At 63.2% G+C, this 23512-nt stretch carries 18 protein-coding genes and 1 pseudogene; 8 read left to right on the top strand and 11 right to left on the bottom strand.

Features of this window, described 5'->3' with window-relative positions:
* The first annotated feature begins 271 nt into the window (after positions 1-271).
* Both ACVCNR_RS17540 and ACVCNR_RS17535 read left to right on the top strand, forming a co-directional pair.
* Entirely contained in the window at positions 272-1717 is a 1446-nt protein-coding gene (locus tag ACVCNR_RS17540) for a sensor histidine kinase (RefSeq protein ID WP_447075779.1), read from the top strand.
* Positions 1714-2430 carry a response regulator transcription factor gene (locus ACVCNR_RS17535; RefSeq protein ID WP_447075778.1) on the top strand — a complete coding sequence of 239 codons (717 nt, stop codon included), beginning with the start codon at positions 1714-1716 and terminating at the stop codon, positions 2428-2430. The genes ACVCNR_RS17540 and ACVCNR_RS17535 overlap by 4 nt, the downstream gene beginning before the upstream one ends.
* 131 nt (positions 2431-2561) lie before the next feature.
* On the opposite strand, the gene ACVCNR_RS17530 is transcribed toward ACVCNR_RS17535, so the two are convergent.
* Positions 2562-3656, bottom strand: a complete 1095-nt coding sequence (locus ACVCNR_RS17530) for a trypsin-like serine peptidase (RefSeq protein WP_447075777.1) — start codon at positions 3654-3656, stop codon at positions 2562-2564.
* Between the two features lie 392 nt (positions 3657-4048).
* On the opposite strand from ACVCNR_RS17530, the gene ACVCNR_RS17525 reads away from it, so the two are divergent.
* From ACVCNR_RS17525 to ACVCNR_RS17510, 4 genes are read left to right on the top strand one after another with little or no spacing between them, the layout of a single operon-like run.
* On the top strand, positions 4049-11050 hold the full coding sequence (locus ACVCNR_RS17525; protein ID WP_447076648.1) for a hypothetical protein: 7002 nt from the start codon (positions 4049-4051) through the stop codon (positions 11048-11050).
* Positions 11047-12858 (top strand): hypothetical protein, encoded by a 1812-nt coding sequence (locus tag ACVCNR_RS17520; protein ID WP_447075776.1) that lies wholly within the window; start codon positions 11047-11049, stop codon positions 12856-12858. Before ACVCNR_RS17525 ends, ACVCNR_RS17520 begins: the two co-directional genes overlap by 4 nt.
* Positions 12855-13451 carry an SCO family protein gene (locus ACVCNR_RS17515; RefSeq protein ID WP_447075775.1) on the top strand — a complete coding sequence of 199 codons (597 nt, stop codon included), beginning with the start codon at positions 12855-12857 and terminating at the stop codon, positions 13449-13451. The genes ACVCNR_RS17520 and ACVCNR_RS17515 overlap by 4 nt, the downstream gene beginning before the upstream one ends.
* Positions 13448-14761 (top strand): c-type cytochrome, encoded by a 1314-nt coding sequence (locus ACVCNR_RS17510; protein WP_447075774.1) that lies wholly within the window; start codon positions 13448-13450, stop codon positions 14759-14761. Before ACVCNR_RS17515 ends, ACVCNR_RS17510 begins: the two co-directional genes overlap by 4 nt.
* A gap of 188 nt (positions 14762-14949) precedes the next feature.
* Here ACVCNR_RS17510 and ACVCNR_RS17505 read toward each other — a convergent pair whose 3' ends face one another.
* From ACVCNR_RS17505 to ACVCNR_RS17495, 3 genes are all read right to left on the bottom strand, one after another.
* The gene (locus ACVCNR_RS17505; protein WP_447075773.1) at positions 14950-15294 is read right to left on the bottom strand and encodes a hypothetical protein; all 345 of its coding nucleotides are present in this window, start codon (positions 15292-15294) and stop codon (positions 14950-14952) included.
* A 474-nt stretch (positions 15295-15768) separates the two neighbouring features.
* Positions 15769-16317, bottom strand: a complete 549-nt coding sequence (locus ACVCNR_RS17500) for a dihydrofolate reductase family protein (RefSeq protein WP_447075772.1) — start codon at positions 16315-16317, stop codon at positions 15769-15771.
* A 91-nt stretch (positions 16318-16408) separates the two neighbouring features.
* The gene (locus ACVCNR_RS17495) at positions 16409-16834 is read right to left on the bottom strand and encodes a hypothetical protein (RefSeq protein ID WP_447075771.1); all 426 of its coding nucleotides are present in this window, start codon (positions 16832-16834) and stop codon (positions 16409-16411) included.
* A 97-nt stretch (positions 16835-16931) separates the two neighbouring features.
* On the opposite strand from ACVCNR_RS17495, the gene ACVCNR_RS17490 reads away from it, so the two are divergent.
* Both ACVCNR_RS17490 and ACVCNR_RS17485 read left to right on the top strand, forming a co-directional pair.
* Positions 16932-17519, top strand: coding sequence for a TetR/AcrR family transcriptional regulator (locus ACVCNR_RS17490; protein ID WP_447075770.1), 588 nt, complete (start codon positions 16932-16934; stop codon positions 17517-17519).
* 209 nt (positions 17520-17728) lie between these two features.
* Positions 17729-18010, top strand: a complete 282-nt coding sequence (locus tag ACVCNR_RS17485) for a DUF982 domain-containing protein (RefSeq protein ID WP_447075769.1) — start codon at positions 17729-17731, stop codon at positions 18008-18010.
* Positions 18011-18016: 6 nt separating this feature from the next.
* On the opposite strand, the gene ACVCNR_RS17480 is transcribed toward ACVCNR_RS17485, so the two are convergent.
* From ACVCNR_RS17480 to ACVCNR_RS17450, 7 genes and pseudogenes are all read right to left on the bottom strand, one after another.
* Positions 18017-18412, bottom strand: a complete 396-nt coding sequence (locus tag ACVCNR_RS17480; RefSeq protein ID WP_354199305.1) for a RidA family protein — start codon at positions 18410-18412, stop codon at positions 18017-18019.
* A gap of 542 nt (positions 18413-18954) precedes the next feature.
* The gene (locus ACVCNR_RS17475) at positions 18955-19419 is read right to left on the bottom strand and encodes a Ros/MucR family transcriptional regulator (protein ID WP_447075768.1); all 465 of its coding nucleotides are present in this window, start codon (positions 19417-19419) and stop codon (positions 18955-18957) included.
* A gap of 213 nt (positions 19420-19632) precedes the next feature.
* Positions 19633-20076, bottom strand: coding sequence for a hypothetical protein (locus ACVCNR_RS17470; RefSeq protein ID WP_447075767.1), 444 nt, complete (start codon positions 20074-20076; stop codon positions 19633-19635).
* A gap of 68 nt (positions 20077-20144) precedes the next feature.
* On the bottom strand, positions 20145-21230 hold the full coding sequence (locus tag ACVCNR_RS17465) for a hypothetical protein (RefSeq protein ID WP_447075766.1): 1086 nt from the start codon (positions 21228-21230) through the stop codon (positions 20145-20147).
* A gap of 421 nt (positions 21231-21651) precedes the next feature.
* A pseudogene (locus tag ACVCNR_RS17460) lies at positions 21652-21777 on the bottom strand (MucR family transcriptional regulator); the annotation flags it as partial.
* 61 nt (positions 21778-21838) lie between these two features.
* A complete protein-coding gene (locus ACVCNR_RS17455; protein ID WP_447075765.1) occupies positions 21839-22561 on the bottom strand; it encodes a Crp/Fnr family transcriptional regulator in 723 nt (240 codons plus the stop codon).
* A 64-nt stretch (positions 22562-22625) separates the two neighbouring features.
* Positions 22626-23369 (bottom strand): sulfite exporter TauE/SafE family protein, encoded by a 744-nt coding sequence (locus ACVCNR_RS17450; RefSeq protein ID WP_447075764.1) that lies wholly within the window; start codon positions 23367-23369, stop codon positions 22626-22628.
* Between the last annotated feature and the right edge of the window lie 143 nt (positions 23370-23512).

Raw genomic sequence — 23512 nt, 5'->3', positions numbered from 1 at the left:
GGCGCGGCGCCCCCTCATGGCATCGCGCCGGTCAATCCTCTCCATATCGACATTCCACCAAGCGAACCGGGGCGCGTGGCGGAAGGATCGTCAGTGCCGCATCAAATCCGGCTTACGATAGGGTCATGGCGGCCAATGAATCCACCGATCAATTCTGCTCAATTCTGACCAATTCTTGCAATTTCGCCCGTGACTTGCCTCTGCGCGTAAGTCCTGCGAGTTTCAGAACCGATGCAGCGGAGGAACGGCAAGGTCTTGCGAATGGTCGAGGATGCTTGATCTCAAGACGGTCCTGGTGGTCACATTCGCGATCGCCTGCCTGCAGGCTATCGCCTGGACGTTCGTCTGGCTCGCGTGGCGCCACCTCTACGAACTCAGGTTTCTTGCTGCGGGCCTCGCCGCGATAGCGCTCGGCCTCTTCCTGATGATCGTGCGCGGCATGGAGCCGGCCGCATGGAGCATCGTACTGGCCAATCTCGTCATCAAGATCGGCCTCGTACTTCTGGCCGAGGGGCTTGCCCGTTTCCTGGGACAACCCCGCTACAGTTGGATCGGCGTGTCTCTGCTGGTTTTCCAGCTCGTGACCTGGACCATGGCGGTGACGACCGACCCCGACAACGTCGCCATCCGGATCCATCTGTCGACCGTCTTCACCGTGATCATGATGTCGATCATGTGCCTCGCGCTATTGCGCGACAGGACGCAGCCGCGCCTGTTGCGCTGGATCACGATCGGCATCCTCGTCGAATATATGGTCGCGAGCATCATGCAGAGCGTGATCGAGCAAGGGCTGCCAGCTTCGGTAAGTGCCGTCGTTCTGGCGGATCACAACGCCTGGTATCTGATGCAGGGCGCGCTGTTCCAGATTGCCTTCTTCGCCTGCGTCCTGTTCATGGTCAACACCCGCCTGTCGACCGATCTGCGCGAGAAGAACGAAGCCCTGTCACGCGAGATAGAAGAGCGTCGAAGGCTGGAAACGAAATTGAGCGCCAGCCTGGAAGCCGAACGGGCGCTGCGCGAGGAACAGGCGGACTTCATGCGTGTCGTCAGCCATGAGTTCCGCACCCCGCTTGCCATCATCCGCAACGCGACTGAGATGATACGCCTTGTGGGCCACAAGTCGCCCGAGGCCACACGCGAACGCATCGCCGGAATCAGCGAGGCGCTCAACCGGCTGTTTTCCCTGATCAACCGTTTCATGTCGGACGACCGGGAGAACCGCTTCCAACCCGAGCCAATGACGATAGGCTCCCTGCTGCTCGACGTGCGACTGCATTTCAGGATGACAAATCAGGGGGAGCGACTGAACCTTACCGCGGATGACGAAAGGACCTCATTGTTGGCGGACCCCGAAATGCTGACGACCATCATAATCAATCTCATCGACAATGCCCTCAAATACTCGCCTCCGGATCAGCCGGTCGACGTCGACGTGCGTCGGCGTGACGGTGATCTGGTCATTCGGGTGCGCGATCGAGGTATCGGCATCCCGGTAGGCGAACTCCACAAGATCGGGAGGCGCTTCTTCCGGGCCTCTAATGCCACAGCGCGCGGCGGGACGGGCCTTGGCCTCTATACATCGCGCAAACTGCTTGCCTATCACGGCGGAACGCTGAAACTGGTTGCTAACGAAGATCGGGGGATGACAGCAACAGCATCCCTACCGTTGCCTGCTGCGGAAGCGGCTCGACCCCATACGGACCACGTAACGGCATGACGCATATTCTCATCGTCGAGGACGAACCGCGGTTGCGCGCGGATCTGGTTGACTTCCTGCACTTGAGCGGCCTCAAGGCTTCCGGCGTTGCTACGGCCCGTGAACTACGGGAGGAATTGTGCGGTGGCTGGAGGCCGGCAGTGGTGGTCCTCGACGTCGGACTGCCGGACGGGAACGGCTTCGAACTCGCCACCGAAATACGCCGTGACCACCCGTGCGGCATCATCATGCTGACCGCGCTCGGCGACAGCGATGACCGGATCCGCGGCTTTGACAGCGGCGCCGATATCTATCTCGTCAAGGACAGCACATTGCGCGAGATCGAAGCGGCAATCCGCAGTTTGCTGCGCCGCACCGGTGACCTGTCAACGATGACCGGCAACGACGATCAGTGGACGCTCGACAGCACCGGCTGGCTTCTCATCGCTCCAAGCCAGGAAACGCTCAGGCTAACTGCTGCGGAGTTCACCTTCATCAAGGTTCTGTGCAGCCGCAGCGGCGAGGTCTGCCATCGCGAGGAACTTGTCGACATACTGGCGCGCCCACGGTCGACTTTCGACAACCGGCATCTCGATGCGGTCGTCAGCCGGCTGCGCCGAAAGATCGAGGCTCGTACCAATCTACCGGCGCCGATCAAGGTCGTGTATGGCGTCGGCTACATGTTTACCGCTTCGATCATTGAGCGCACCAGCCCGACGCCAAGTACGGGATAGTTGCCGAGCGACAGCTATCTTTAGGCTCTACATATCCGGCGTTCTGGCGAACCCAATCCCGCCGCTCCAACATAGCTCTTCCTCAATCGCACTTGTACGACGGCAGATGGCTCCATCTGGCTGCAAAACTCTTACGCGGGCTCGACGATCCCCCATACGGTGTCCCAGGGCTCGGCACTGGATACGGTCGCCACGCCGGTGAACCCGACCCCGGCATCGATGATGCGCTGGTCGCAGGCCATGTCAGCCGCCACGATGGCCCAGTTCGCCACCGGGGGATCTCCCCAGAAATGGACGCCGACCACCTCTCCGGTATCGAAGCTGACGATCGGAGAGCCCGAGCTGCCGGCGAGCGTCGAACTGTCATGGGTCAGGCAGCGCGCGCCTTTCTTGAGGTACTTTATGCCCCGCGCGGCCGGATTCTCGACGACAATCGGATCTCCGAGGAAACCCGGTTGCAGCCGCTTGACCTCGAACGCGTTGCGCATGATCTCGTTCTGGACATCCTCCGGCTCGGATTTGTCGCGCCCCGGATAGCCGATCACCGCGCCGGCCTTGCCCGAACCGGCGGCGGTGGCATCGCTCGCCAGCGCCAGCGGGGCCACGCCCGGCGGCATGCCCTCGATCTTCAGCAATGCAATGTCCCAATAGGGATGCATCATGACAACCGAGACGATGCGGAACGAGCGCGTCGTATCGTCAGGGTTTCCGATCTCGCGGCCAAAGTTGACGCAGGCGTTCTCGCTGTCGAGACCGATGAAGCGCGTTCCGGTGCCCACCACGAATTCATAGGCAACGTGGCGATTGGTCAGAAGCAGGTTCTGGCCGACGAGGAATCCGGTGCCGAGAGGCGTAACAGTGCCGCTCTCGACCAGTTCGACCCTGCCGACCGCGGCGATCGCCGCCTCCATGCGCGCTTTCACCTCCGGATCGTTGAGCCGGGCCCAGTCTTCGTGCTCGACATCCGCATAGGATCCTTCCACCACATCGATGACCGGACGCCGCTCGGGCAGGATGATGGAACGGAGATAGAAGGTCTCGTTCGCGGTAAGGTCGAGGCCTTCCTCCAGCTTCCGCGCCAGCTTGCGGCGATCGACAAATCTGCGCGGACGGAGGCGCGCGCCGCCTGCCGCCGGTCCGGTCTCGGCGATGTCGCGCAAGGTCTTCCCGCGCGGGAGCAGTCGTTCGACCTGGGCTCTCAGTCGCCGTGTCTCTTGTGCAGTCATCCGAGCCTCCCTCCGAACATCGCGGTTCCAGCCAGTCCCATAGCGGATCGTTTCCGCGCCGGATGTGAAATGCTTCACGGACATCGGATTGAAGCGCTGTCAGGCTGCGGGCACCGACATTGACTCACTTTCCTGCTTCTGCGACATTACGCAACGTAAGGCACAAATAATGCCAAAGAATTTTCCAGCCATCAAGCGAAGGATTAAATTTAGTTCATATTTATCTATTAACATAAATATCGGCTTTCCAAGGTCTCGGACGGTTCTGAGAGGGGTTTGCAATGAGTATCCCTAAACTTGGACTTAAATTGGTGAAATCATGTCTTCTGGCGCAGGTCTTTCTGCTGCCGGTTCCAGGCAAGGCGGCCGTCTCCGATGCGGATCGTGACGCCATGGCATGTTCATCCATAGCGGGAAAACGCACGGTCTGCGCAGATGTGGCCGCACTCGACCAGACGCTCGTCTATAACCGCTTCGGCTCCTTCAACCCCTTCGGCATGATCTATACGCTCAAGCGCGATCTCAGCGCGGCAGCTGAGCCGCCCGTTGCAGTCGATGCGGATGCGTGCGGGCGCCAACTCGGCACCGAGCCGGGCACCGGCCCGCTCGAGGCCGGCACTGTGCGGCTGAAGGATTGCAAGCGTCCGCGACCGCTAGTGCTGCGCGCCAATGTCGGGGACATCCTCCACCTGCGCCTGACGAACCTGCTGCGCGAGAAGAACCCGGGATTCAGCGAGACCTTCTGCCGGCAGGGCGAAGGCAATCAGGACAGCTTTTTCCGCAGCATCCGCAACTGGGTTTCGCAAGGGCCGGACGACAGCGTGGCGCACGGGGAGGCGGCCTGTGCCACCGGCAGCGCGGCCCAGCAGACCACCGACGGCGCGCCCAACGAAGGCAACTGGCCTCGCACGCGCGGACTGAATTTCGCGATCCAGGGTCTCACGGCGGTCAATGAAGCGGGCGAACAGGACGGGATCGAGCCTGCCTGCACCGGCCTCGCCGCCGTCGCGCCGGGTGAGGCGATCGATTGCTACTACCAGATAGACCGCGAGGGCCCCTATTTCATGGCCAGCACCGCTGCTCCCTCCGGCGGCGAGGGCGACGGCGGCTCCATCACCCACGGCCTGTTCGGCGCGGTGGTGGTGGAGAAGAAGGGCACGGGCTGGTATCGCAGCCAGGTCTCGCGCGGCGCCTTCGACGCGGTATGGGACCCCGCCGGCACCGCGCCCCATGCCCGCGACGGCGCGCAGGTCGCCGATATCGCCAGCTACGAGAAGACCGACGGCAGCGGCGTGCCGATCCTGAAGCTCACCATGGAGCGCGGCCCGGATGCGCATGAGATCGTGCATTCCGACCTCAATGCGATCGTCTACAGGCCGGAGGCCGGCGATACGCCCGCGACCGCCTTCCGCGAATTCTCCGTCTTCTTCCACGACGAGCTGAAGAGCTTCTACACGCGCAACTTCGAGGAGCTGGCGTCCTCCGGGCAACTCGCCGGCGTGCGCGACGGCTTCGCCATCAACTATGGCGCCAGCGGCATGGGCTCGATCCTGCTCGCCAACCGCAAGGGCATCGGCCCGTCCGCCAATTGCATGGAATGCCTCTACGAGGAGTTCTTCCTCACCTCATGGGCCAATGGCGATCCGGCGCTGCTGGAGAATTTCGCCGACGACCCGTCCAACGTCCATCATTCCTATCTCAACGACGAGGTCGTGTTCCGCAACTTCCATGCCGGGCCGAAGGAGACGCATGTCTTCCACCTGCATGCGCACCAGTGGTTCTCCGGCAACGACACCGGCCGGGGCAGCTATCTGGACTCCCAGACGGTCGCGCCCCAGCAGGGCTTCACCTACAATATCTACCATGGCGGCATGCGTTCCTACGCGGCAGACGAGCAGCAGAAGAAGGGCTGGTGGGGCACGTTGGGTTCCGGAAACCGCAACCGCACCATCGGCGACTCCATCTTCCACTGCCATCTCTACCCGCATTTCGCGCAGGGCATGTGGGAGCTGTGGCGCGTTCACGACGTGCTGGAGGACGGCTCGCGCCGACTGCCGGACGGGCAGCTCGAGCCCGGGCTTTCGCTGGCCGAAGTGTTCGGCAAGACGAAGAAGCGGCGCGGCAGCGTCGATCCCGAGACGGGCCGGCGCATCGTGCAGGCGAACGGCGAGGCGCGTTTCGTCGGGACGCCGGTGCCCGCGCTGGTTCCGCTGCCGGGACATGCCTGGCCCTTGTTGCCGACCTATCCGGAAGGCGACATCGTGCAGCAGGCCGACGGCACGCTGACGCCGCCGCAGAACGCGCAGGAAGAACAGGCGGGAACGACCATGCCCGGCTATCCCTTCTATGTCGCGGGCAAGCCCGGCCACCGCCCGCCGCAGGCGCCCATGGACATTGCACGCGCGGCGGATGGACATGAACTGCCGGCGGGCGAATATCTCGACGGAGGCCTGCCGCGTCATGTCGTGACCGACAATGCCGGGCGAGAACTTCCCTTCAAGCTGCCTGCCGAGCCCGTCGCACTCCCTGCCGACATCCAGACACAGGCCGATGCGCTGGCCAGCGACACGGTGCGCAAGAGGGAGAAGCAGCAGTCGCAGGTCGTCGCCAAGGCGCTTGCGCTGGGCGACATGACGGCTCACCTGACGAGTTCCGAGCTGACATTACTCGACTATGACGGGACACCGCTCGAAAAGGCCGCCATGGGCTTCCACGCCAACGGCGTCGCATGGCAGGGGCCGGCCCTGTCGCTGCGCAAGGCGGACGGCAGCACCGTCGCCTTCGACGGCGCGAGCGCCGGCTATCCGTCCCTCGGCACGACGCCCGGCGCGACCTTCTTCGTCAACGGCTCGGCGCCGAAGCCGGGCGCGCCCTTCGCCGATCCGTGCGGCGCGCCGCGCCTGTCGCAGCAGGACCCCGGCGAGCAGGGCGGCGATCCCTTCATCGTCGGAGGTGGCAGCCCCTTCTGGCCGGACCCGGCGGTCAGCGGATACCGGCGCTACGAGGCATCGGCCGTGCAACTCGACCTCGTCACCAACCGGGCCGGATGGCATGACCCGCAGGCGCGCATCAACGTGCTGACGGCCAATTCGGACCACTACAAGGACGGCGAGGGCCGCATCTCGCCGCGCATCAGCGCCAGCGAGCAGCCGTTCTTCTTCCGCGCCCTGTCGGGCGAATGCATCGAGTTCCGCCACACCAACGAACTGCCGAAGGAGCTGGAGCTCGACGATTTCCAGCTTCGCACGCCGACCGACACGATCGGCCAGCACATCCATCTGGTGAAGTTCGATGTTACCTCATCGGACGGCTCCGGCAACGGCTTCAACTACGAGGACGGCACGCTGGCGCCGGACGAGATCGCCGCGCGCATCTGCGCGGCGCGTACCGCCGGCATGGAGGTGAAGGCCACGCGCGCCGCCGGCGAGCTTGCCCTGCTCGGCGCGGAGCTTTGCGAGCAGGTCACCGAAAACGGCCATCAGGTCTACAAGGTGAAGTCCGAACACAAGCAGCTGTGGCGCAAGAAGCGCAGCGAAGAGCCTCGTCGCTTCCAGACCACGGTGCAGCGCTGGTTCGCCGATCCCATCCTCTCCGGCAAGCGCAGCGGCGATGATGGCGGCGCAGAGGCCGGCAATTTCGACCGCACTATGCGCACCGTCTTCACCCACGACCATTTCGGCCCGTCCTCGATCCAGCAGCACGGCTTTTATTCCGCGCTCGTCATCGAGCCGGCGCGCGCGCGCATCTGCGACCCGGCTGTCGGTGGCGCCTGCACGCAGGCGCGCGGCGACCGCAGCCTGCAGATGGGAGACGCCAACTGGGTCGGCACCAACAAGCGTGTCGAGGATCCGGGTGCGCTCGACCCGGAAAGCGTGAACTATCGCGAGTTCGCGCTCGCCGTCGCCGACTTCGCCACCCTTTACGACCCGCGCGACAGCGAGACGGCGGCGGATCTCGATTCGCGCCTTTCGGCGTCAGCCGAGGGAGCGGAAACCTCGCAGGGCATGGGGACGCTGGCCTGCGAGGCGCGGCACGCCGCCGATCCCGCGCGCATGCAGGCCGCGTGCGGCTCGGCGCTCGCCCGTGACGACGCGGGCTGGTTCGGCGCTCCCGGCGACGTGCCGCCGGCCTGGGCGGCGGCCGGGCGGCCGGGCGATGTCGCGGAGCATCGCGCCGACCTGCTCGCCAGCCTCATGACGCAGGAGGACAGCGATGCGCTGCGGACCCATCTGGTCGAATATCGCCGCATGGCCGCAGGCTATGCGAGGGACGACGCGTTGGGCCGCCTCGCAAAGCCGGTTGCGCCGCCCCAGCGTCCGGAATCGATCTCCGTCGATCATCACGACCCCTATCTGGTGAACTATTTCGGGGAGCCCCTGCCGCTTCGCGTGGGTGCATCCAGCAGCGGCGGGGAATGCGCCCTGAAGCCGCTACCGCACTGGGTCTCATCGCTCGAGACGGGCGTGCGCGAACGGTGCAGCATCGATATGCAAAAACCGTTCCCGCAGGGCGACATGGCCAACGTCTTCCTGTCCTCGCTGCATGGCGATCCCGCCACGCCGGTCTGGGAGACCTATACGTCCGACCGCGTGATGTTCCGCCTCATTCAGGGCGCGCAGGAGGTGCAGCACACCTTCACGCTGGAAGGCTACAACTGGCCGCGCAACGTGGACCAGCGCTTCGCCTCCGGCATGGTGCCGCTCGACGACGATACGCCGCTCGGCACGCATTGGAAGGCATGTCAGGCGCGGGTCCTCAAGCGCGAAGGACTGCCCGGTATGCTCCTTTCCGGCGCTGGCAGGCCCGACCAGTACCATCAATGGCTGCGCCAGGGGCCGCAAAGCTTCCCGGCTCCCGCAGACCGTGCCTACTGGGAGGCCTATGAAAACTACATGGCCGAATGCCTGAACGTCGAGGGGCGGATCGCGGCGCAGGAAGTCGGCATCTCGGAGCATTTCGAGTTCGCGGCCGCCTACCGCAATGATCTGGGCGGAGCCGAAAGATTCGCGCCGGCATCCGCGCAGGCGGCCGCCACCACTGAAGCCCGGCTCGCGGCCCTGCGCGCGCTGACGCCCTCCGACACACTCCAGCATTTCGGCTCGGTGGACGCCTTGTGGAACGGCGCCTGGAGCCTGCTCAGGGTCTACAAGGACCAGGACGCCAGGGATGGCAAGGCGCTGGCGGAATGTGCCGCCTTCGGCCGCGACATCGGCGACGGCGGGGCCATTCGCACCTGCCTTGAAAGCAAGGACAGGATCGGCAAGCGGCTTCAGCCGCTGCCGCGCGGGGGCGCCGAGGCTGCCGCGCGCCCCGACGACGACCGGCCGGCGACGCCGACGGTGTTCGGCTGCCGTATCGGCGCGCCAGTCGTCCATGCCACGGCGATCGCCATCGAGGCGCGGCGCGTGTTCGGCCGCTCCCTGCCGGGCCAGCCGGATACGGGCACGCCCTATGGGAACGGGCTCTACGACCGCAACGGACTGTTCCTGGCGATGGTCGATCCGAGGCGCATCGCAGCGTCTCCACCGGTCGGCACGCCATGGGCCGACTGGCTGGAGCGCGAAGGCGCGTGGACGAATATCGACGCATCCCGCGTCGTGGCGGCTGTGCGCGAGGCCTACAGCCGGCCCGAGCCCTATGTGCTCAATGTGCGGGCGGGCGATTGCGTCAAGCTGACGATCGTCAATGCGCTGGAGGAATTCGGCGGCAATCTGCCAGTCTACAGGAACCGCAAGGGCCTGATCGACGACCTCGGCGATGCGCCGATGCCGAGGATCGTGCCGCTCAATGTCGAGCCGGACTGGGCGCCCGACGAGGCCGTTGGAGGCGAGGAGCACGCCAACCAGCCGCTGCGCTTCGTGCAGGCCGACCGCTCGAACATCAGGCCGTCGGCGCGCTTCGCGCTCGACCTGCCGCTGCCCGTGCTCAACCACCAGCAGGACGTCTCGCGTCCCACGGGCTGGAACCGCAAGGGCGCGCTGGCCCCCTCCCGCACCGGCAGGCTGACCGTGCGCGACAGCAACGTATGGAGCGAGCGCGCCGCCAACATCGAGCAACTGACCTTCTATGCCGGCAGGGTCGGCGTTCCCGAGGGCTTCGACCCGGATGCGCTTCCGGCCTTCTCACGGCAGGACCTTCTGGCCGAGGACAGCGCGCCCGTGCGCGACATCCAGCTCGCTTTCGCCGATGCGGTGCTGGCGCGGCTTGATCTGGCCGTGCCGGTTCTGGAGGTGAGGAGGGCTGCCGCCGGCTCCGCCCGGACGCTGAACGTCAACGGCGCGGGCTATGAGATCCATGTGCCGCAAAACGGTCCGCCGGCCTCCATAGAGCCGCTGTTCGCAAGCGATCCCGCGCTGCGGGACGACGTGCTCCGGCTCTGGAACGACTATATGCGCCAGCTCTATTCGGCTTCCGTCCACTGGATGCCCTATGCCTTCGGGGCGCTGCCCATGAAGTCGTCCGGCGATGTGATCGGACACGGCGTGCATGGCCTGTTCGGAGCGGTGGTGGTCAATCCGCGCCATGCCGGCTTCTCCCGTAACGATGGCATGAGGCTGGAGCCCCTTGTCGCCACCTGCGACGAGGCGACAAGGGAAGGCTGCGTCCATGCGGCGGTGCGCGGCTCGGGTGAGCGCGACCGGCCGACATGGGCGGTGCGCTACACGCTCGACGGGCAGGACGGCGCCGCGCACCGGGTTCGCGAGTTCACCCTGTTCTGGCAGGACGGCCTCAACCTGCGCGACACGGCCAGCAGGGACAGGTGGGTCGGGCGCGACACCGCCACCGACACGCCCCTGTCGCCGCGCCTCGTGTCCGACTGCGCGGTCTGCGACGATAGCTACGACCTCGGCGAGGCCGGCGTGAACTATCGTGCTGCACCATTGCATGTCAGGCTGCGGGGTGAAGCCGGTTCTGGCGGAGGCGACCCGCCGGAGCGGCATTTCAACCTGAATGCCTATGATTTCGGGCCTTCCTTCTACATGCTGCGCGACGAAGAGGCGGGTGCGGGCCGCACCGACGTGCCGGTGCTGCGCGCCGAAGCCGGTGACGAGGTGGTGATTCATGTCGTCCACCCCGGCGGGCGTGCGCGCCAGCGCGCCTTCGTCACCATCGGGCAGGACTATGACGACTTGTTCCCGGGCTTCGGCTTCCCGCACTCTGCCTTGCTCGCCCCCGGCAAGGCGATGCATGCGGCCCTGACGAAGCCTCTCGCCGCCGGCTGCTATCTGTGGTTCGACGGGCCGACGCCTATAAGGGCCGCCGGTGCGTGGGGCCTGCTGGATGTCGTGCCCGAGGGCGCGGCCGCTTCCGCGACGATGTGCAGGCGAGCGGATGGCGCGGCCATTGCCGGCGGGCCCACCGCGCCCGCCGTCGACGGAGCGCAAGAGCAATGAGGCGGCTGCGCCATGCGGGACGTGCTGCTGCCATACTGGCCGCGCTGTCCTGCGCCGGCGCTCATGCCGACACGTTCCAGTCGAGCCTCACGGCGACCGTTTCCCTGACCGACGGGCAGGGAAACACGATCGAGCGACCGGAGCGCGGTTCGCCTTTCCGCATCGGTGTCGTGCTGATGGACGCCGTCACCGGCACGCCGCCGAAGGGCATGCTCCTGCAGGCATGGATCAGGCCGCTTGGCGACGGCGCGATGAGTTGCCAGGATGCGGCGCGTGCCTTTCGGGTGACCCGCAGCATCGCCGAAGATTCGGTCGATCTCAACGGCATCGTGCTGGCCCAGCTCAATCGCGACGGCAGTTTCGGCATCGTCGATCCCAAGCTCAATTTGCGCTCCTCCAACATGATCGGCGCGGCCCGCTTCGACGCGCAGCCGGATGGCTTCGCCGTCGATCCGCGCAGCCAGACCGCCTATTTCGCCTTCGCGGATACAGGGACCGTGGAAGCGGTTTCGCTGGTGGACGGCGCGCGAAAGCCCTTCGCGAAAGACCTGCACCGACCCACGGATATCGCCGTCGGCCGGGAGGGCGATGTGTGGGTCGCGCAGGCCGGGACCGGCGGTCTGGCGCACTTCTCGAATCGGGGCGAACGCCTGCCGGATGTCGGGGTCGGTTCGGGCGGGGTTGCAATTGTCGAGGCAAGCGACGGCTCGACGTTTTTCGCATATGCGGCGGACGGCAGCGGCGTGCTCGTCGATCGCGCGGCCGGGCAGGAGCGGGCGCGCGTCCATTCCGGGCAGGGCATTACCTCCGCCGCCACGGCGGGCGCGGCCCTCGTCCTGCTGGAGCGCGACGGGATGCGGGCCCAGATACGCTTCGCCGATGCACCGAAATCGTCGCAATCCGTGCCCCTTGCCGGGCCGGCGGCGCGGGTGGCGATCGATCCTTCGGGAACCCACGCCTTCGCCTTTTCCGGCAGCGGCAACATCGTCACCATCGTCGATATCGCAACGGCCCAGGTCGTGCAGGCGGTTTCGGTCGATGGCGCGGTTACCGATATGGCGTTCACCGACAGGGCCGTCTACCTGATGCTCGCGGATCAGTCGGCGGTGCTGGCGATCGACCCGGCGACGATCGCGCTCGGGCGCGCGCCGTCGATCCGCAGGGTTCCCATCGGCGTTGCCGGCGCCGATACCGGGACGACGAAAGGATTGCTAGTCCCACTCCTGCCTTCCCGGACTGTTCTGGCGGTCAACGCCGAAAGCTATACCGGGTTCATCCTGCATGAGGAGATGGCCATCGGCGACGTGCCGCCAATGGATTCGGTGCGCCTGCGCGGCGGCGTGCCGATGGCAATCAAGGTGGCCGACCGCAGCTTCCGCGAAGTGTCGCCCGGCCGCTACGAGACCTTCGCACGCATCGCACGGCCGGGCCAACACGAACTGGTGCTGACGACCGGCATCGCAGGCATGACCGTCTGCTTCCCGATCCGCGTCGAAGGCGCGGCATCCGAAGGCAGGCCGGCGAAACTCACGCTTCGCGTGACGCCTGCGGCGGGCGGCCTCCGCGCGGGAGTCCGGCAAACGGTTTTCGTCGATGTCGTGGACGACGAGGGCCGGGCCTATTCCGCCGAAAGCGTCGAACTGATCGTTCCTAGCCTATCGTTCAGCTGGACAGGCCGGTTCATCGCGCGCCGTGATGGCGGGGGGCGGCTGGCGGCGGAAATCCTCCTGCCCCGCGCCGGCACCTACGCCGTACAGCCGTCCGCCAATCAGGCAATCGCCCCCGCCACGCTGGAGGTCGGTTCATGATCCCTGACAGATATTTCCTGATAGCCCTTCTGGCGGCCGGTCTCGGCGGCGGTGGCGCAATGCTGATGAGCCGGAGCGCAGCGGTCGAGACTGTGGACGGCGCCCGCGCCTTTCCCATGGAAGTCATCGAACTGCCGGACATCGCCGTGCTGGACGGTGAGGGCAGGGCGCTGAGCCTCAGGAAGGAAGCCGTCGGCGATGCGCTGTTGGTCGTGAATTTCAATTTCACCACCTGCGAAACCATCTGCCCGGTCGGCAACGTGGTCATGAAAGCCATAGACGACAGGGCGAGGACCGAGGTCCCCATGCCTGTGCGGCTGCTCTCCATCACCATCGATCCGGCGCGCGACACGCCCCGGAAGATGCGCGAGGCGGCCAGGGAGGCCGGCGCCAGCGCACAGTGGCTGTGGTTGACCGGCGCACCGGCCGACATCGACCTGCTGCTCGGCCGCTTCGATGCCAGGGCGGCGGACATCCAGTTCCACGATCCGATGTTCTTGATCGGGGATGCGCGAAGCGGGCGGTTCCGCCGCATTGTCGGTCTGCCGAAGCCCGAGCGGGTTCTGGAGGAATTGCGCGGGTTCGCCTCTTGAGGTGTGCCTTCGCTGCGCTCGGCTTCTTCGCGGCATGCGGCGCGGCGACCGCAAACGAGGTCGACGCCGGCCGCGCCATCTTCGAAACGGGCGTCGGCGTCACCGCCAGGATCATGGGAATGGATCTTCCCGGCACGGGCTTCGCCTGTCGCCGGTGCCACGGGCTTGACGGGGCGGGTGGACGGGAAGGGGCGACTGTCATGCCAGCCATCGGCTGGGACAAGCTCGCAGCGCCTGTGGCCAGCCGGCCAGCCTACACACCGGAACTCTTTCGCAAGGCGCTGGAGACGGGCATTTCCCCATCTGGCAGAGCCCTGGATGCGGCAATGCCCCGTTATCGCCTCGATGGCGCACAGGCAGATGCCCTAATGGCCTATCTCATGGCGCTTCCCGCTATCGAACGCCGCGGTATCGAGGCGGATGCCGTCCATCTCGGCGTGCTTTCCACGCCGCGCTCGCAAGCGCTCGCCTCCGCTTATGCTGGCGCGCTTGAACAGGCGCTTGCCGAGCGCATACCAGCGCACGGCATCTTCGGCCGCACGGTCAAGGTGCGGCCGGTCGGGGTCGCGGCCGGCACGGACCTGAAGACTGCGGTGGAACGCAGCCCGGTCGTCGCCATGATCGGCCTTGCGCCGGCCGACTCCGGTCTCATCGCGGACCTGCTCGGCGACGGGATGCCGGTATTGTTCCCGCTTTTCCCACTCGCGGGCACCGAGGACCGGGATCTCGCACACGGCCTGATGGCCGACTGGCCGGCTGTGGCCGACGCAATCGCGCTCAGGATCAAGGCCGACGGCCGGAGCGATCTTATTCTCGCGGCGGGCGATGCCGGCGACGGGCGTCTGGCCGCGCTCGCCGCAGCGCTGACGAGGGCGGGGGTATCCTACCGGCTGGGGGATGATCTGTCGGTTGGCATGGCGAGCGCCGTGCTGCTGCTGCCAAGACCCGGCGCTGCCGGCGCATGGATTACGCGGCTGCGGCGCGATGCTGTCCTCTACGGCATGGCAGAGGATTTTGTCGCCTTGCGCGTCCGGCTCAATGGGGCCGGAATCCGTTACAGGCTGGCGGTGCAAGGCACCAGCGTCGCATCGATGGCAGCAACGGCGCAACTGGGCGCACTTGAAGCCCACGCCCTCATGGCGGCCGACCTCTTGCACGGGCTTCTCCTGTCGGCGGGCCGCGACCTGCGCCGAGCCACCTTGCTGGCAGGATTCCGCAACTTGCGCCGTCAAGCGGCCCCTAACCTCCTACTTGACTATGCCACCCATCCGGGCAGCGGAACGGCGGCGGTGGAGTTTATCGTGGAATAATTTGATGTAATCCGTTGCCCGGCGGCGATACAGTCAGCGGACAGCGATCCCTCATGCCGACCAACCCCACTTGCGCCTAGTGCGGAGAGGATCGGGCTGAATTCGTTGTTCTGACTATCTGACGTCATCTGTTCTTCCTGTTTTCATCAGAAATTCGGCTCTCACGCACATTTGCTGACATGCGGCTCCTACGATGTGCCGATCAGTCGTGCTTGCAGCAGATCGAGTTTTGCTCTCCCGTAGATCTGGCATTTAATGAGCTTCAAGCGTGTGATCTGGCCATTTGACCACGGTGAGATGATTGCGTTTCTTACAGCGTCGAGGTCCTTTTCCACGCCGCTGGCAAACGATCCGACCAGGCTATTCTGGGCAGCTTCCAGCCCCTCGTCGAGCCTTCGTGCTGTCTTCGAGCGGATCATGGACTGGAAGTCACCAATGGCCATGCGGGCGACAACCACTTCAGGGACGTTCACCTCGATTGCCGCCACCAGTATTGCTTCGGATTTTGCAAGCTCAACGCGTGCGGTGGTCATGAGCCGGGCGATGATTCGCGCCGATGGTGTTCTAGCGAGCCCACTCTGATTGGCCTTTTCCGCAAGGCGTCGGCGTTGAGCCCATTGCGAGATGACGTCGCTCTAGCCTGAAAAACCCTTCGCCTTGATCTCGCGCCAGAGTGCCAGGGCGTTCCGCGCCCCTTCCGCCCAGCGACTGTCGAGCCACGGCGCCATGGACGCCTGTTGGTCGTGAAAATCGACACTATCCAGCCTGATCTCACCTATGATCCTGCCGTGAACCTCGATTACCCAAGCATGACAATGATCAATCAGCCTTTGGACCCAACGAGCCGCACTGTCTCTTGTTGAGGCTTACCGTGCTTCGGCAAACATTTCGATTACTTCGGCATGATTACCTAAGGAAATTCGAGCTTCCACGTCGTCGACGGAAGCCTGTCGCAGCTTAAGATATTTTCCTTTCAATAAGCTCGTCATGGTTTCGCTCCAGGGGCATCATTCATCCCGTTTCGTGAAAAGGCGCAGAAGGTGACCGCTTGAGAATGACGTGCTCGCGAGCATTTTCAGCTCCAGCGCCTTCGGCAGATCGAGGAATAAGGGTTTTCCGCCGCCATATGCGACGGGATTTGTGATGATTGCGAATTCGTCGATGAGATTGGCCCTCACGAGTGATTGAGCGAAGCTGGCGCCTCCCCACGCAATAATCTCGCCATCGTGCTTGCGTCGCAAAGACGCGACCTCGCTGGCCAAATCGCCACTCGCGATCGTGCTTTCTGGCCAGTCGGCAACCTTTAGCGTCTTGGAGAAAACGACCTTCGGAATATCGTTCATCGGAGCGGCGTAAGGGTCTTTCGATGTTGGCCAGACCGTCTTCATTTCCTGATAGACAACCCGCCCCATGATATGTGTGCTTGCATGCGAAATCCGGTCGAGTTTCCAACGCTTCAACTCTGGAGGTTCCGGCATCGCGCCGACGGCCATGCCATCCGGCTTTACAACATATCCGTCGAGCGATGCTGTCATGATCAACGTGACCTTTGACATTTGAACCTCCCTTTGGTGTCTGTAGTGACAAGACGAATGACAACCACGCTCTTCGACATAAGACTGGAATTTTGTCCGCGATGGTCTTTCCTCAACCTCGCGCCGCCCAGATGGTGATCAGCGCGATAGGGCCAAAGATGACCCACTGGATGAGGTCCCACGGATTGCCGAACCAGGCGAAGCTGAAGCCAAGGCAGAGCAGGGCGAGGGCAAGGTAGTGCCCGCCGATGAACCAGGCCAACGGCATACGCCAGGCCGGGCGATAGGCGGCGACCAGCATTCCGATGGCGCCGATCGCGGCCAGCAGTGCGATATCGTACCAGACGATGTCGAGCACCGCAGTGACTTCAGGGGGCAGGTCAGCAGCGTAAAGCGGCACCATCACCTCGGTGTTGCCACTGACGAAATGATAGACCACCGCCGATCCGCTCAGGGCAGCGCCCAGCAGCAGGCCATAGCGCCGCATCGGGGCGACTGACGTGGGGGTTGGCGTGTCGATGTCCGTTCGGATGGCCATGATCTGCCCCTATTCAATACGGTGCCGTATGGTACGTGAATAGTTGCGCTGAGTCCATACTTATGCGTATGGAAGTCGAAAATGACGCAGGAAACCCATGGCCAGACGCAATACGCTGCAGCCGAAAGACTGGATCATCGGGGCGACCCGCGCTTTGGCCGCGGGCGGAGTGGACGCGGTGTCGGTCGAAGGCATCGCCAAACAACTCGGTGCATCCAAGGGGTCGTTCTACTGGCATTTCGCCGACCGGCCGGCGCTACTTCAAGCGGTGTTCGATCTGTGGGAACGCGAAGGGACGGCCGATCTGATCGAGCGGGCCGAGGCCGTCGCTGACCCGGCCGAGGGCCTGCGAGTGCTGGCGAGAGATACCCTGGATGCCGAAACCAACGGTATCGATGTGGCGCGAACCGAAGCAGCGATCCGCGCCTGGGCCTCGCGCGACCCCGCTATAGGCAGACGCTTTGCCCGCATCGAGGACAACCGCACGGCGTTTCTTGCCCAGCAGATCCGTGCACTGGGTTATGACGAAGTAACGGCTCTGCGACTGAGCAAGGTGGTGCATCTGGCCGTGGTGGGGCTGTTTGCCGCCCGTGCATCGGGGTCAGCGCTGGCCGAGGACGAGACGCTGACCTTCATGGTTGAGTGGCTGATCGCCGATGCGCCGGGCAAGGGGCGTCGAAAGTAGCACTGCGATCGCATCGCATCATGAGCATGGTCGCCGCTGTCGTGGCCCATGCCGAGGCAATTCCCGCCAGATCGTCGGCCAGAGAACGGCTGGACGTGAGTGGAAGAACGAACCCGCTCGCGCAGGATGGGCGGCAATGTTGAAATCCCGACGATATGGCATGGCGGCTCCCCGTTGACTCCCTGCCGCTCTTTTCGTTGACTAGACTGATGAAAGACAAGCCCTTTCATAAACCAGTAGTCGTCTCCCCGCGCTTCGGACACCTCCGCCAGATTCGGACGGTTGCCGAAGCGGGCAGGGTGCTTTTGCACGAATGGCCGGAAGGCTTAAACCCGAAGAAAAACAACCAGGCTGCCAAGATCATCATTGAAACCCTCCGGGGAAATCGGAAACCGTCCGAAGCGCGAAAAGCATTGATCGATGCGGCTCAGGCAGCCGGCATCCTGATCGACGATGGCCAAAATGACGGCCATCAGATCGCGGCCGAGTAGCAGATCTCAGCCTCCGGAGTTGACGCAGTCCATTTCGATTTCGACCAGCCAATCAGGATCGATGAACCGGGAGACTTGCACGAACGTGCAGACGGGTCGGATCTCACTGAAGACTTCGCCGTGCGCACGGGCCGCTTCGCGCCACTGATCGATTTCTGTCAGCATGAGGCGGGTTCGGATTACTTGGTCCAAATGTCCGCCGGCCTCCGTGATGGCCTTAGCTGCAATCTCCAGACATAATTTCGTTTGGGCGTAGACATTTCCCTTGTGTTCGGCCTTGCCATCCGGTCCGATTGGTGCAGTTCCTGCCACTGCAATGTGAGGCCCAACTCTTACGGCACGGCTGAAGCCGATCTCCGGTTCAAGCGGCGATCCCGAAGAGACAAGTTTGCGCTGTTCCATCTTCCAACCTCCTCCCTACCTCTATGCCGACCGCACGATCCCAGATGTAACATCCAGTTCCGCAACCCCTGTGTCGAGATCAGGCGGTTCCTCGGGAAAGACGACGACCCCACGCTCGACGACCTGGTACGCGTTGGCCTCTACATCAAGGGCGAGGGTGACTTCACGCCGGGCTTCGAGGAATGGATGAAGCGGGCCGGCGGGATCAGGAATCCGCCCACGGTCAGCGCCATCCGTGTGCTCGGCCTCGAGATCGAAGCGACGGCGGTGCTGAAATGATCAAGTCACCAAGCGACAAAAGGCTGACCTGCAAGCAGCAGCCGATGCCGCAATTCGTGCGCGAGGTCCTTGAGGCGTGCGAGCTCGTCGTCAAATACAGCGCGCGGCCGAGGATGTGATAATTAAGCAACTCTTAGAGCCTCGCCTGGTTGCGGTACTGGAGCTCATGTCGGAGCGAAGGAAATCTGCCTGCGCTCGGTAGTGTTACCGAACCTTTGTCGCGGCGAGTTTCTTTCTCCGCTATCGTTTCCGGCTCGCGTGCTTCAGGCCGTTGCCGCCTTGCGGTTGCGCTTTGCGGGTGCCGGCTTCTCCGCTTCTTTAGGCTTGCGGCCAAGGCCCATTGTCTTGGCCAGTGCCGAGCGGGCAGCCGCATAGTTCGGTGCAACCATCGGATAGTCAGCGGGCAGACCCCATTTTGCCCGGTACTCCTCCGGCGTCAGCCCGTAATGCGTGCTCAGATGACGTTTCAGCGACTTGAACTGCTTTCCGTCCTCGAGGCAGACGATGTAGTCCGGTGTGACCGACTTTTTGACCGGCACGGCAGGCTTGGGTGGTTCAGGTGCTTCTTCAACCGCTCCATTGATCCGGCTCTTTAGCGCCGTATGGACCTGATCGATCAGGGTAGGGAGGTCCGCGACTGGAACCGGATTGTTCGAGACATAGGCCGACACGACGTCGGCGGTGAGTTCGATGAGATTGTCCGGTTGGTTTTGATTGTTCTGGGACATGAAGGCTCCATGGAATTGACCCGACCTACGAGGTCCGGTCTCTATACATAGAGATAAGTGAAAGCAAAAGTCTTATAATCAGCCAGGCATCGACAGGTCTGCACTTTTGTCGATGGCAACGCAATCCGCCGTTGTGCGCACATTGATGCGTTTGTCCTTGGCATAGCCTTGCGCCGCAATCGCCACCAGGTCATCCCCGGCGCGGATGGGCCGCTACCACCAGCCATCGCGTAGCGACCATCCCGCCCTAATCGCGATCTCCGCATCCAGGCTGTCGGGGCGCAGGTTTGCAACCTTGTGCCCGGTGTGTGCATCGGGTGAGCACCTGATCAGATGATTGCGCGCCTCGATGAGTGCTGCCTGTCTGGTACCGGCAAGGATGAGCTGATGGAAATAGTGAAGGGAACGCCGGTGCGGCGTGATATATGCGATCCTGACCTGAAAAGCCGCCACGCCTGTTCCGATCTCCTCCAGCATCTGTTCTGAAGATCGAACACGAATGCAGAATAGCAAGGGCCCGGTCTGAGCTTCGCCCGTACCGCGCTGTTTGCCATGAGCCAGCCCGACGAGGTGGACAACAACGAAATCCTGTTCCACCCAACCGCACACGCGATGTGATCGGCTGGAAGGCAGCCAAAGCCACCTATCCACCAGCATTATCGAACTCAAGGAGCTCGCGGAAATCCAGGGCCTGTGTCAAGAGAAGGGACCTTGTGTTTCGGCCATCAGTTCTCCACCTGAAGGTTCCCTATCCGCTCAACCTGCCTGGGCAGGTCTGCCTTGATATGCTCCGGCAGGTCCTCGGCCTGAGAAAAGCTAGCAATTCTGTCCAGAAGGGCAGTTGCCTCGGCAGCACGCTCAGCTAGCATTTGCGCTTCTGCTAGGATGAGCCAACGATACAGGTGGAATATTCGCGCGTGCGGATCATCAGGGGCAGGGCCATCGGCTCCGCCGAGGCGTTCGATGACCATCTGCAAGGCCCGCTTACTGGCAGAAGCACCGCGAACGATCTTGCCGGCAAGGCTGATCTGCATGCCCTCATCGTCGCCAAACTTATCTGCGACAGCGGAATAAAAGGCCAATGCGTCTGCCTCCCGATCCGAAAGACTGCTCAGAACATCGAGCTTGAGCAGAATGAATTGCCTGTCGTTGACGACTGAGGGCGTTTCATGTTCGGCATTGTCGATGATGGCTTGTGCACTCGCAAGGTCGCGGATCACCATGGCTTCGGTCAGTTCGCGGACGGTCTTTAAAATCCGGTTATATTCTGGGGTGTTCGTCTCGGCCCATTGCTTGCGTGCAGTCTGAACGTCCCAGCGGCCTGCACGGATGTCGGAAAGAACCTCCTTGATGGCGGATGGATCGCCTATCCAGGCGACAGTGCTGTTCTCATCAACGATAAAGCCGGCCGGAACGCCTTGCTGGCCGCTCGCCTCCAGCCAGTTTCGTGTCACCGACCCGCGGGATAGTACCGAAGGTTGAGTTGGCTGCTCTTCCAGAGCCAGAATAGCCGACGTGGCCAGTTCGTGCGCTGCTTTTTCTGTACGATCCACATCACGGGTGTACACCGCCACGCCATAGCACGGGACATCGATTGCGTTCGTGAACTCTGCGGTCTCGCTGAGAAGAGGCAGGCAGCCGGCACAGCCTGCGTTCCACAGGATGACCACGCTCAGGCGGTCGAACCTCACGCTGAAGATGGGCTCGTGGTTGAACACACGATCGAGTTTCAGTTCGGGAGTACGATCCCCGGGGAGCAGGCGTGTCGTTGTTCCGGTGGCTTTTCCCCACATTCCGCCTGTCTGATGCATATCGTCCTGCCTCTCTTTGCAATTGCACCTGGTTGCTGGCATCTTCTTGCGCGTCGCGAGCCAAAGACCCGCTCAGCGAGCTTTCTACAAGTTAGGGTAGCATTCACGTCGGGATTGCCAAGGCGTGATCATACTACCCGATCATGGCTGATCGCACCCCAAGAGAACCTCATTTCGTGGCCGATGTTGACGATCTGCTTTGCGATAAAGCCACCTCAACAAGCTGCGCCAATGCAACCTTCAGACGAGATCACTCGGCCACCTTCAGATGGACTTTGGCCCCAGTGTCCCCGATGACCCTCCTTAGCGATGATAAAAATGGGGGCGGTTCATCTCGGCCGTTGTTTCGATGGTTGGCGCAAAAATAGCAATGGCCTTGGGGTGGACCTTGAAATGGGCGAGGGTCGCGGTCACGATCTCCCCGGCCGCGCTTTGTAGGTGCGGACTTTTCCACTTCCCTAGGCTTACGGCCAAGGCCCATGGTCCTGTCTAGTGCTGAGCGGGCAGCGGCGTAGTTCGGCGCAACCATCGGATAGGTGGCAAGAAGCAAATTTTTGCAAGCTTCTGAAGGTTGGCGCACCGTACCTTTCCAGGGACAGCAGGCTGCCTTAATCGACGATCCGTTCCAGCGCCTGTACGTCGGTTATCCACATTGACCGCCCCTGACGGCAGATCACGCCTGCCTTCTCAAACCGCGCCAACAGTTGCGCCACGGCCTGGCGGGTGGAGCCAACCATCATTGCAAGCCGCTCCTGCGAATGGTTGCTGCGTATCTCGATAACCTTAGCCCCCGGCGCGTTGGCATGATCGGCAAGGCTCAGCAGCAGGAGCGCAAGGCGGCCCGCGACCGGCGTCGTGCCGACGACCTGGGCGATCTTGGCGTAGAGCACGGCCTTGTAGCAGAGCCCGTCGATCAGCCCGAGCGCGAGGTTAGGCATCCGTGCGATTAGATTCTGGAGCACGTCCGGCGTCAAGAAAAGTGTCATCGAGTTCTGTTCGGCCACCGACGTCCACATGTTGTCGCCGCCGCCAAGAACCTGCGGCGCGCCGATGAAATGTCCTGGCGTCCAGTAGGCTAGCGTGAACTCTTTGCCGCCAGGGGATGTGTAGAGGGACCGGATCTTACCAGACTTGATGATGTGTATCCCCCTGTGCGGCTCGCCCTGGTGGAACAGGAATTCGCCCTTCCGGAAGCTGCGGATTGCAGCAGTCTTGAACAGTGCGCTCTTCTCGTTGCCGTCGAGCCTGTTTGTAATGTCAGGATTGCCTGCGACCTCGGCATTCGGGTCGACAAGGAACTCGGGCGTGCTCTGGAGATCATCACTTGCCATGGCCTCTCACTCCCACAATCCCGAACATGAAACCACCGGAGTTAACGTCGAAGTCGTCACGATACTACGCCAGACGAACCAGGTAGAAAATTCCGCAGCCGAGCATTGTGAAGGATATCAACGGACGCAGCGCCGAAACGTTCAGGCGTTGCGCGTAAAGTGCGCCGCAGAGCGAGCCGACGATCACCAGCACGGTGATCGGCACCGCAAGACGGTAGTCGATAGCACCGATCGTCATGTTGCCGAAAGCGGCGAAGCCGCCGATCGGCAGTTGGATAGCCTGCGCCATTCCCACCGATCGTTTCGATCCGAACCCAATATAGGACAGTATGGGAATGAGGATGAGCGGCCCACCAGTCCCCGAAAGGGCAGAGCCAAGTCCAGTCGCCGCCCCGATCAATGCAAGCGTCCGGCGCGACAGGCGCGGATCGATCTCCGCCGGACGTTGTATCTCGACCGCCTGGAAGGAGAGGAGGAATGCCCCGATGCAGAAGATGGCGATCAGGAATTCCACCGCCTTCGACGGTATGAACGGCAGAAGATAGGTTCCCACAAGTGCTGTCAGCCCGGCTGGAAGCGCGATTATAGCCACGTCGCGCAAACTGACATGGCCCTTCCTTCCGAAGACGAGGCTTCCGATGACGCCCGAGAAGAACGTGGCCATCAGTGAGACAGGAATCACCTGGTGGACCGTATAGTTGCCGACCACAACCAGGGTCGGCACGAGTAGCAACCCCCCGATCGCCGTGGCCCCGATGAGGAAGGCGATTGTGAAGACACCAAGGCTGATTAGAAGCGAAAGTTCCATCGAGGCAGACTAATAAGGGTGGCGAATGGGTCGATGAGATTGCGACCGCGGGGCGAGGGCTCCGCCCGACGCGGAGCCACAGACGATGCAGAATGAGCGGACAGCATGCTGTCCGCCTCCAGGATTCGCCAATGGCTTCAGGA

It is taken from the genome of Aquamicrobium terrae (genome assembly GCF_052978165.1).
Note: the sequence above shows the minus strand (reverse complement) of the source record. Positions and strands in the feature narration are given on the sequence as shown.

Excerpts from the sequence above, each read along its gene's own strand:
- ACVCNR_RS17450 (WP_447075764.1), bottom strand. The coding sequence starts at position 23,369 with ATGGAACTTTCGCTTCTAATCAGCCTTGGTGTCTTCACAATCGCCTTC.
- ACVCNR_RS17495 (WP_447075771.1), bottom strand. The coding sequence starts at position 16,834 with ATGGCCATCCGAACGGACATCGACACGCCAACCCCCACGTCAGTCGCC.
- ACVCNR_RS17535 (WP_447075778.1), top strand. The coding sequence starts at position 1,714 with ATGACGCATATTCTCATCGTCGAGGACGAACCGCGGTTGCGCGCGGAT.
- ACVCNR_RS17500 (WP_447075772.1), bottom strand. The coding sequence starts at position 16,317 with ATGTCAAAGGTCACGTTGATCATGACAGCATCGCTCGACGGATATGTT.
- ACVCNR_RS17480 (WP_354199305.1), bottom strand. The coding sequence starts at position 18,412 with ATGGAACAGCGCAAACTTGTCTCTTCGGGATCGCCGCTTGAACCGGAG.
- ACVCNR_RS17485 (WP_447075769.1), top strand. The coding sequence starts at position 17,729 with ATGAAAGACAAGCCCTTTCATAAACCAGTAGTCGTCTCCCCGCGCTTC.
- ACVCNR_RS17470 (WP_447075767.1), bottom strand. The coding sequence starts at position 20,076 with ATGCTGGTGGATAGGTGGCTTTGGCTGCCTTCCAGCCGATCACATCGC.
- ACVCNR_RS17465 (WP_447075766.1), bottom strand. The coding sequence starts at position 21,230 with ATGCATCAGACAGGCGGAATGTGGGGAAAAGCCACCGGAACAACGACA.
- ACVCNR_RS17455 (WP_447075765.1), bottom strand. The coding sequence starts at position 22,561 with ATGGCAAGTGATGATCTCCAGAGCACGCCCGAGTTCCTTGTCGACCCG.
- ACVCNR_RS17530 (WP_447075777.1), bottom strand. The coding sequence starts at position 3,656 with ATGACTGCACAAGAGACACGGCGACTGAGAGCCCAGGTCGAACGACTG.
- ACVCNR_RS17540 (WP_447075779.1), top strand. The coding sequence starts at position 272 with ATGCTTGATCTCAAGACGGTCCTGGTGGTCACATTCGCGATCGCCTGC.
- ACVCNR_RS17525 (WP_447076648.1), top strand. The coding sequence starts at position 4,049 with ATGGCATGTTCATCCATAGCGGGAAAACGCACGGTCTGCGCAGATGTG.
- ACVCNR_RS17520 (WP_447075776.1), top strand. The coding sequence starts at position 11,047 with ATGAGGCGGCTGCGCCATGCGGGACGTGCTGCTGCCATACTGGCCGCG.
- ACVCNR_RS17505 (WP_447075773.1), bottom strand. The coding sequence starts at position 15,294 with ATGACCACCGCACGCGTTGAGCTTGCAAAATCCGAAGCAATACTGGTG.
- ACVCNR_RS17515 (WP_447075775.1), top strand. The coding sequence starts at position 12,855 with ATGATCCCTGACAGATATTTCCTGATAGCCCTTCTGGCGGCCGGTCTC.
- ACVCNR_RS17475 (WP_447075768.1), bottom strand. The coding sequence starts at position 19,419 with ATGTCCCAGAACAATCAAAACCAACCGGACAATCTCATCGAACTCACC.
- ACVCNR_RS17490 (WP_447075770.1), top strand. The coding sequence starts at position 16,932 with ATGGCCAGACGCAATACGCTGCAGCCGAAAGACTGGATCATCGGGGCG.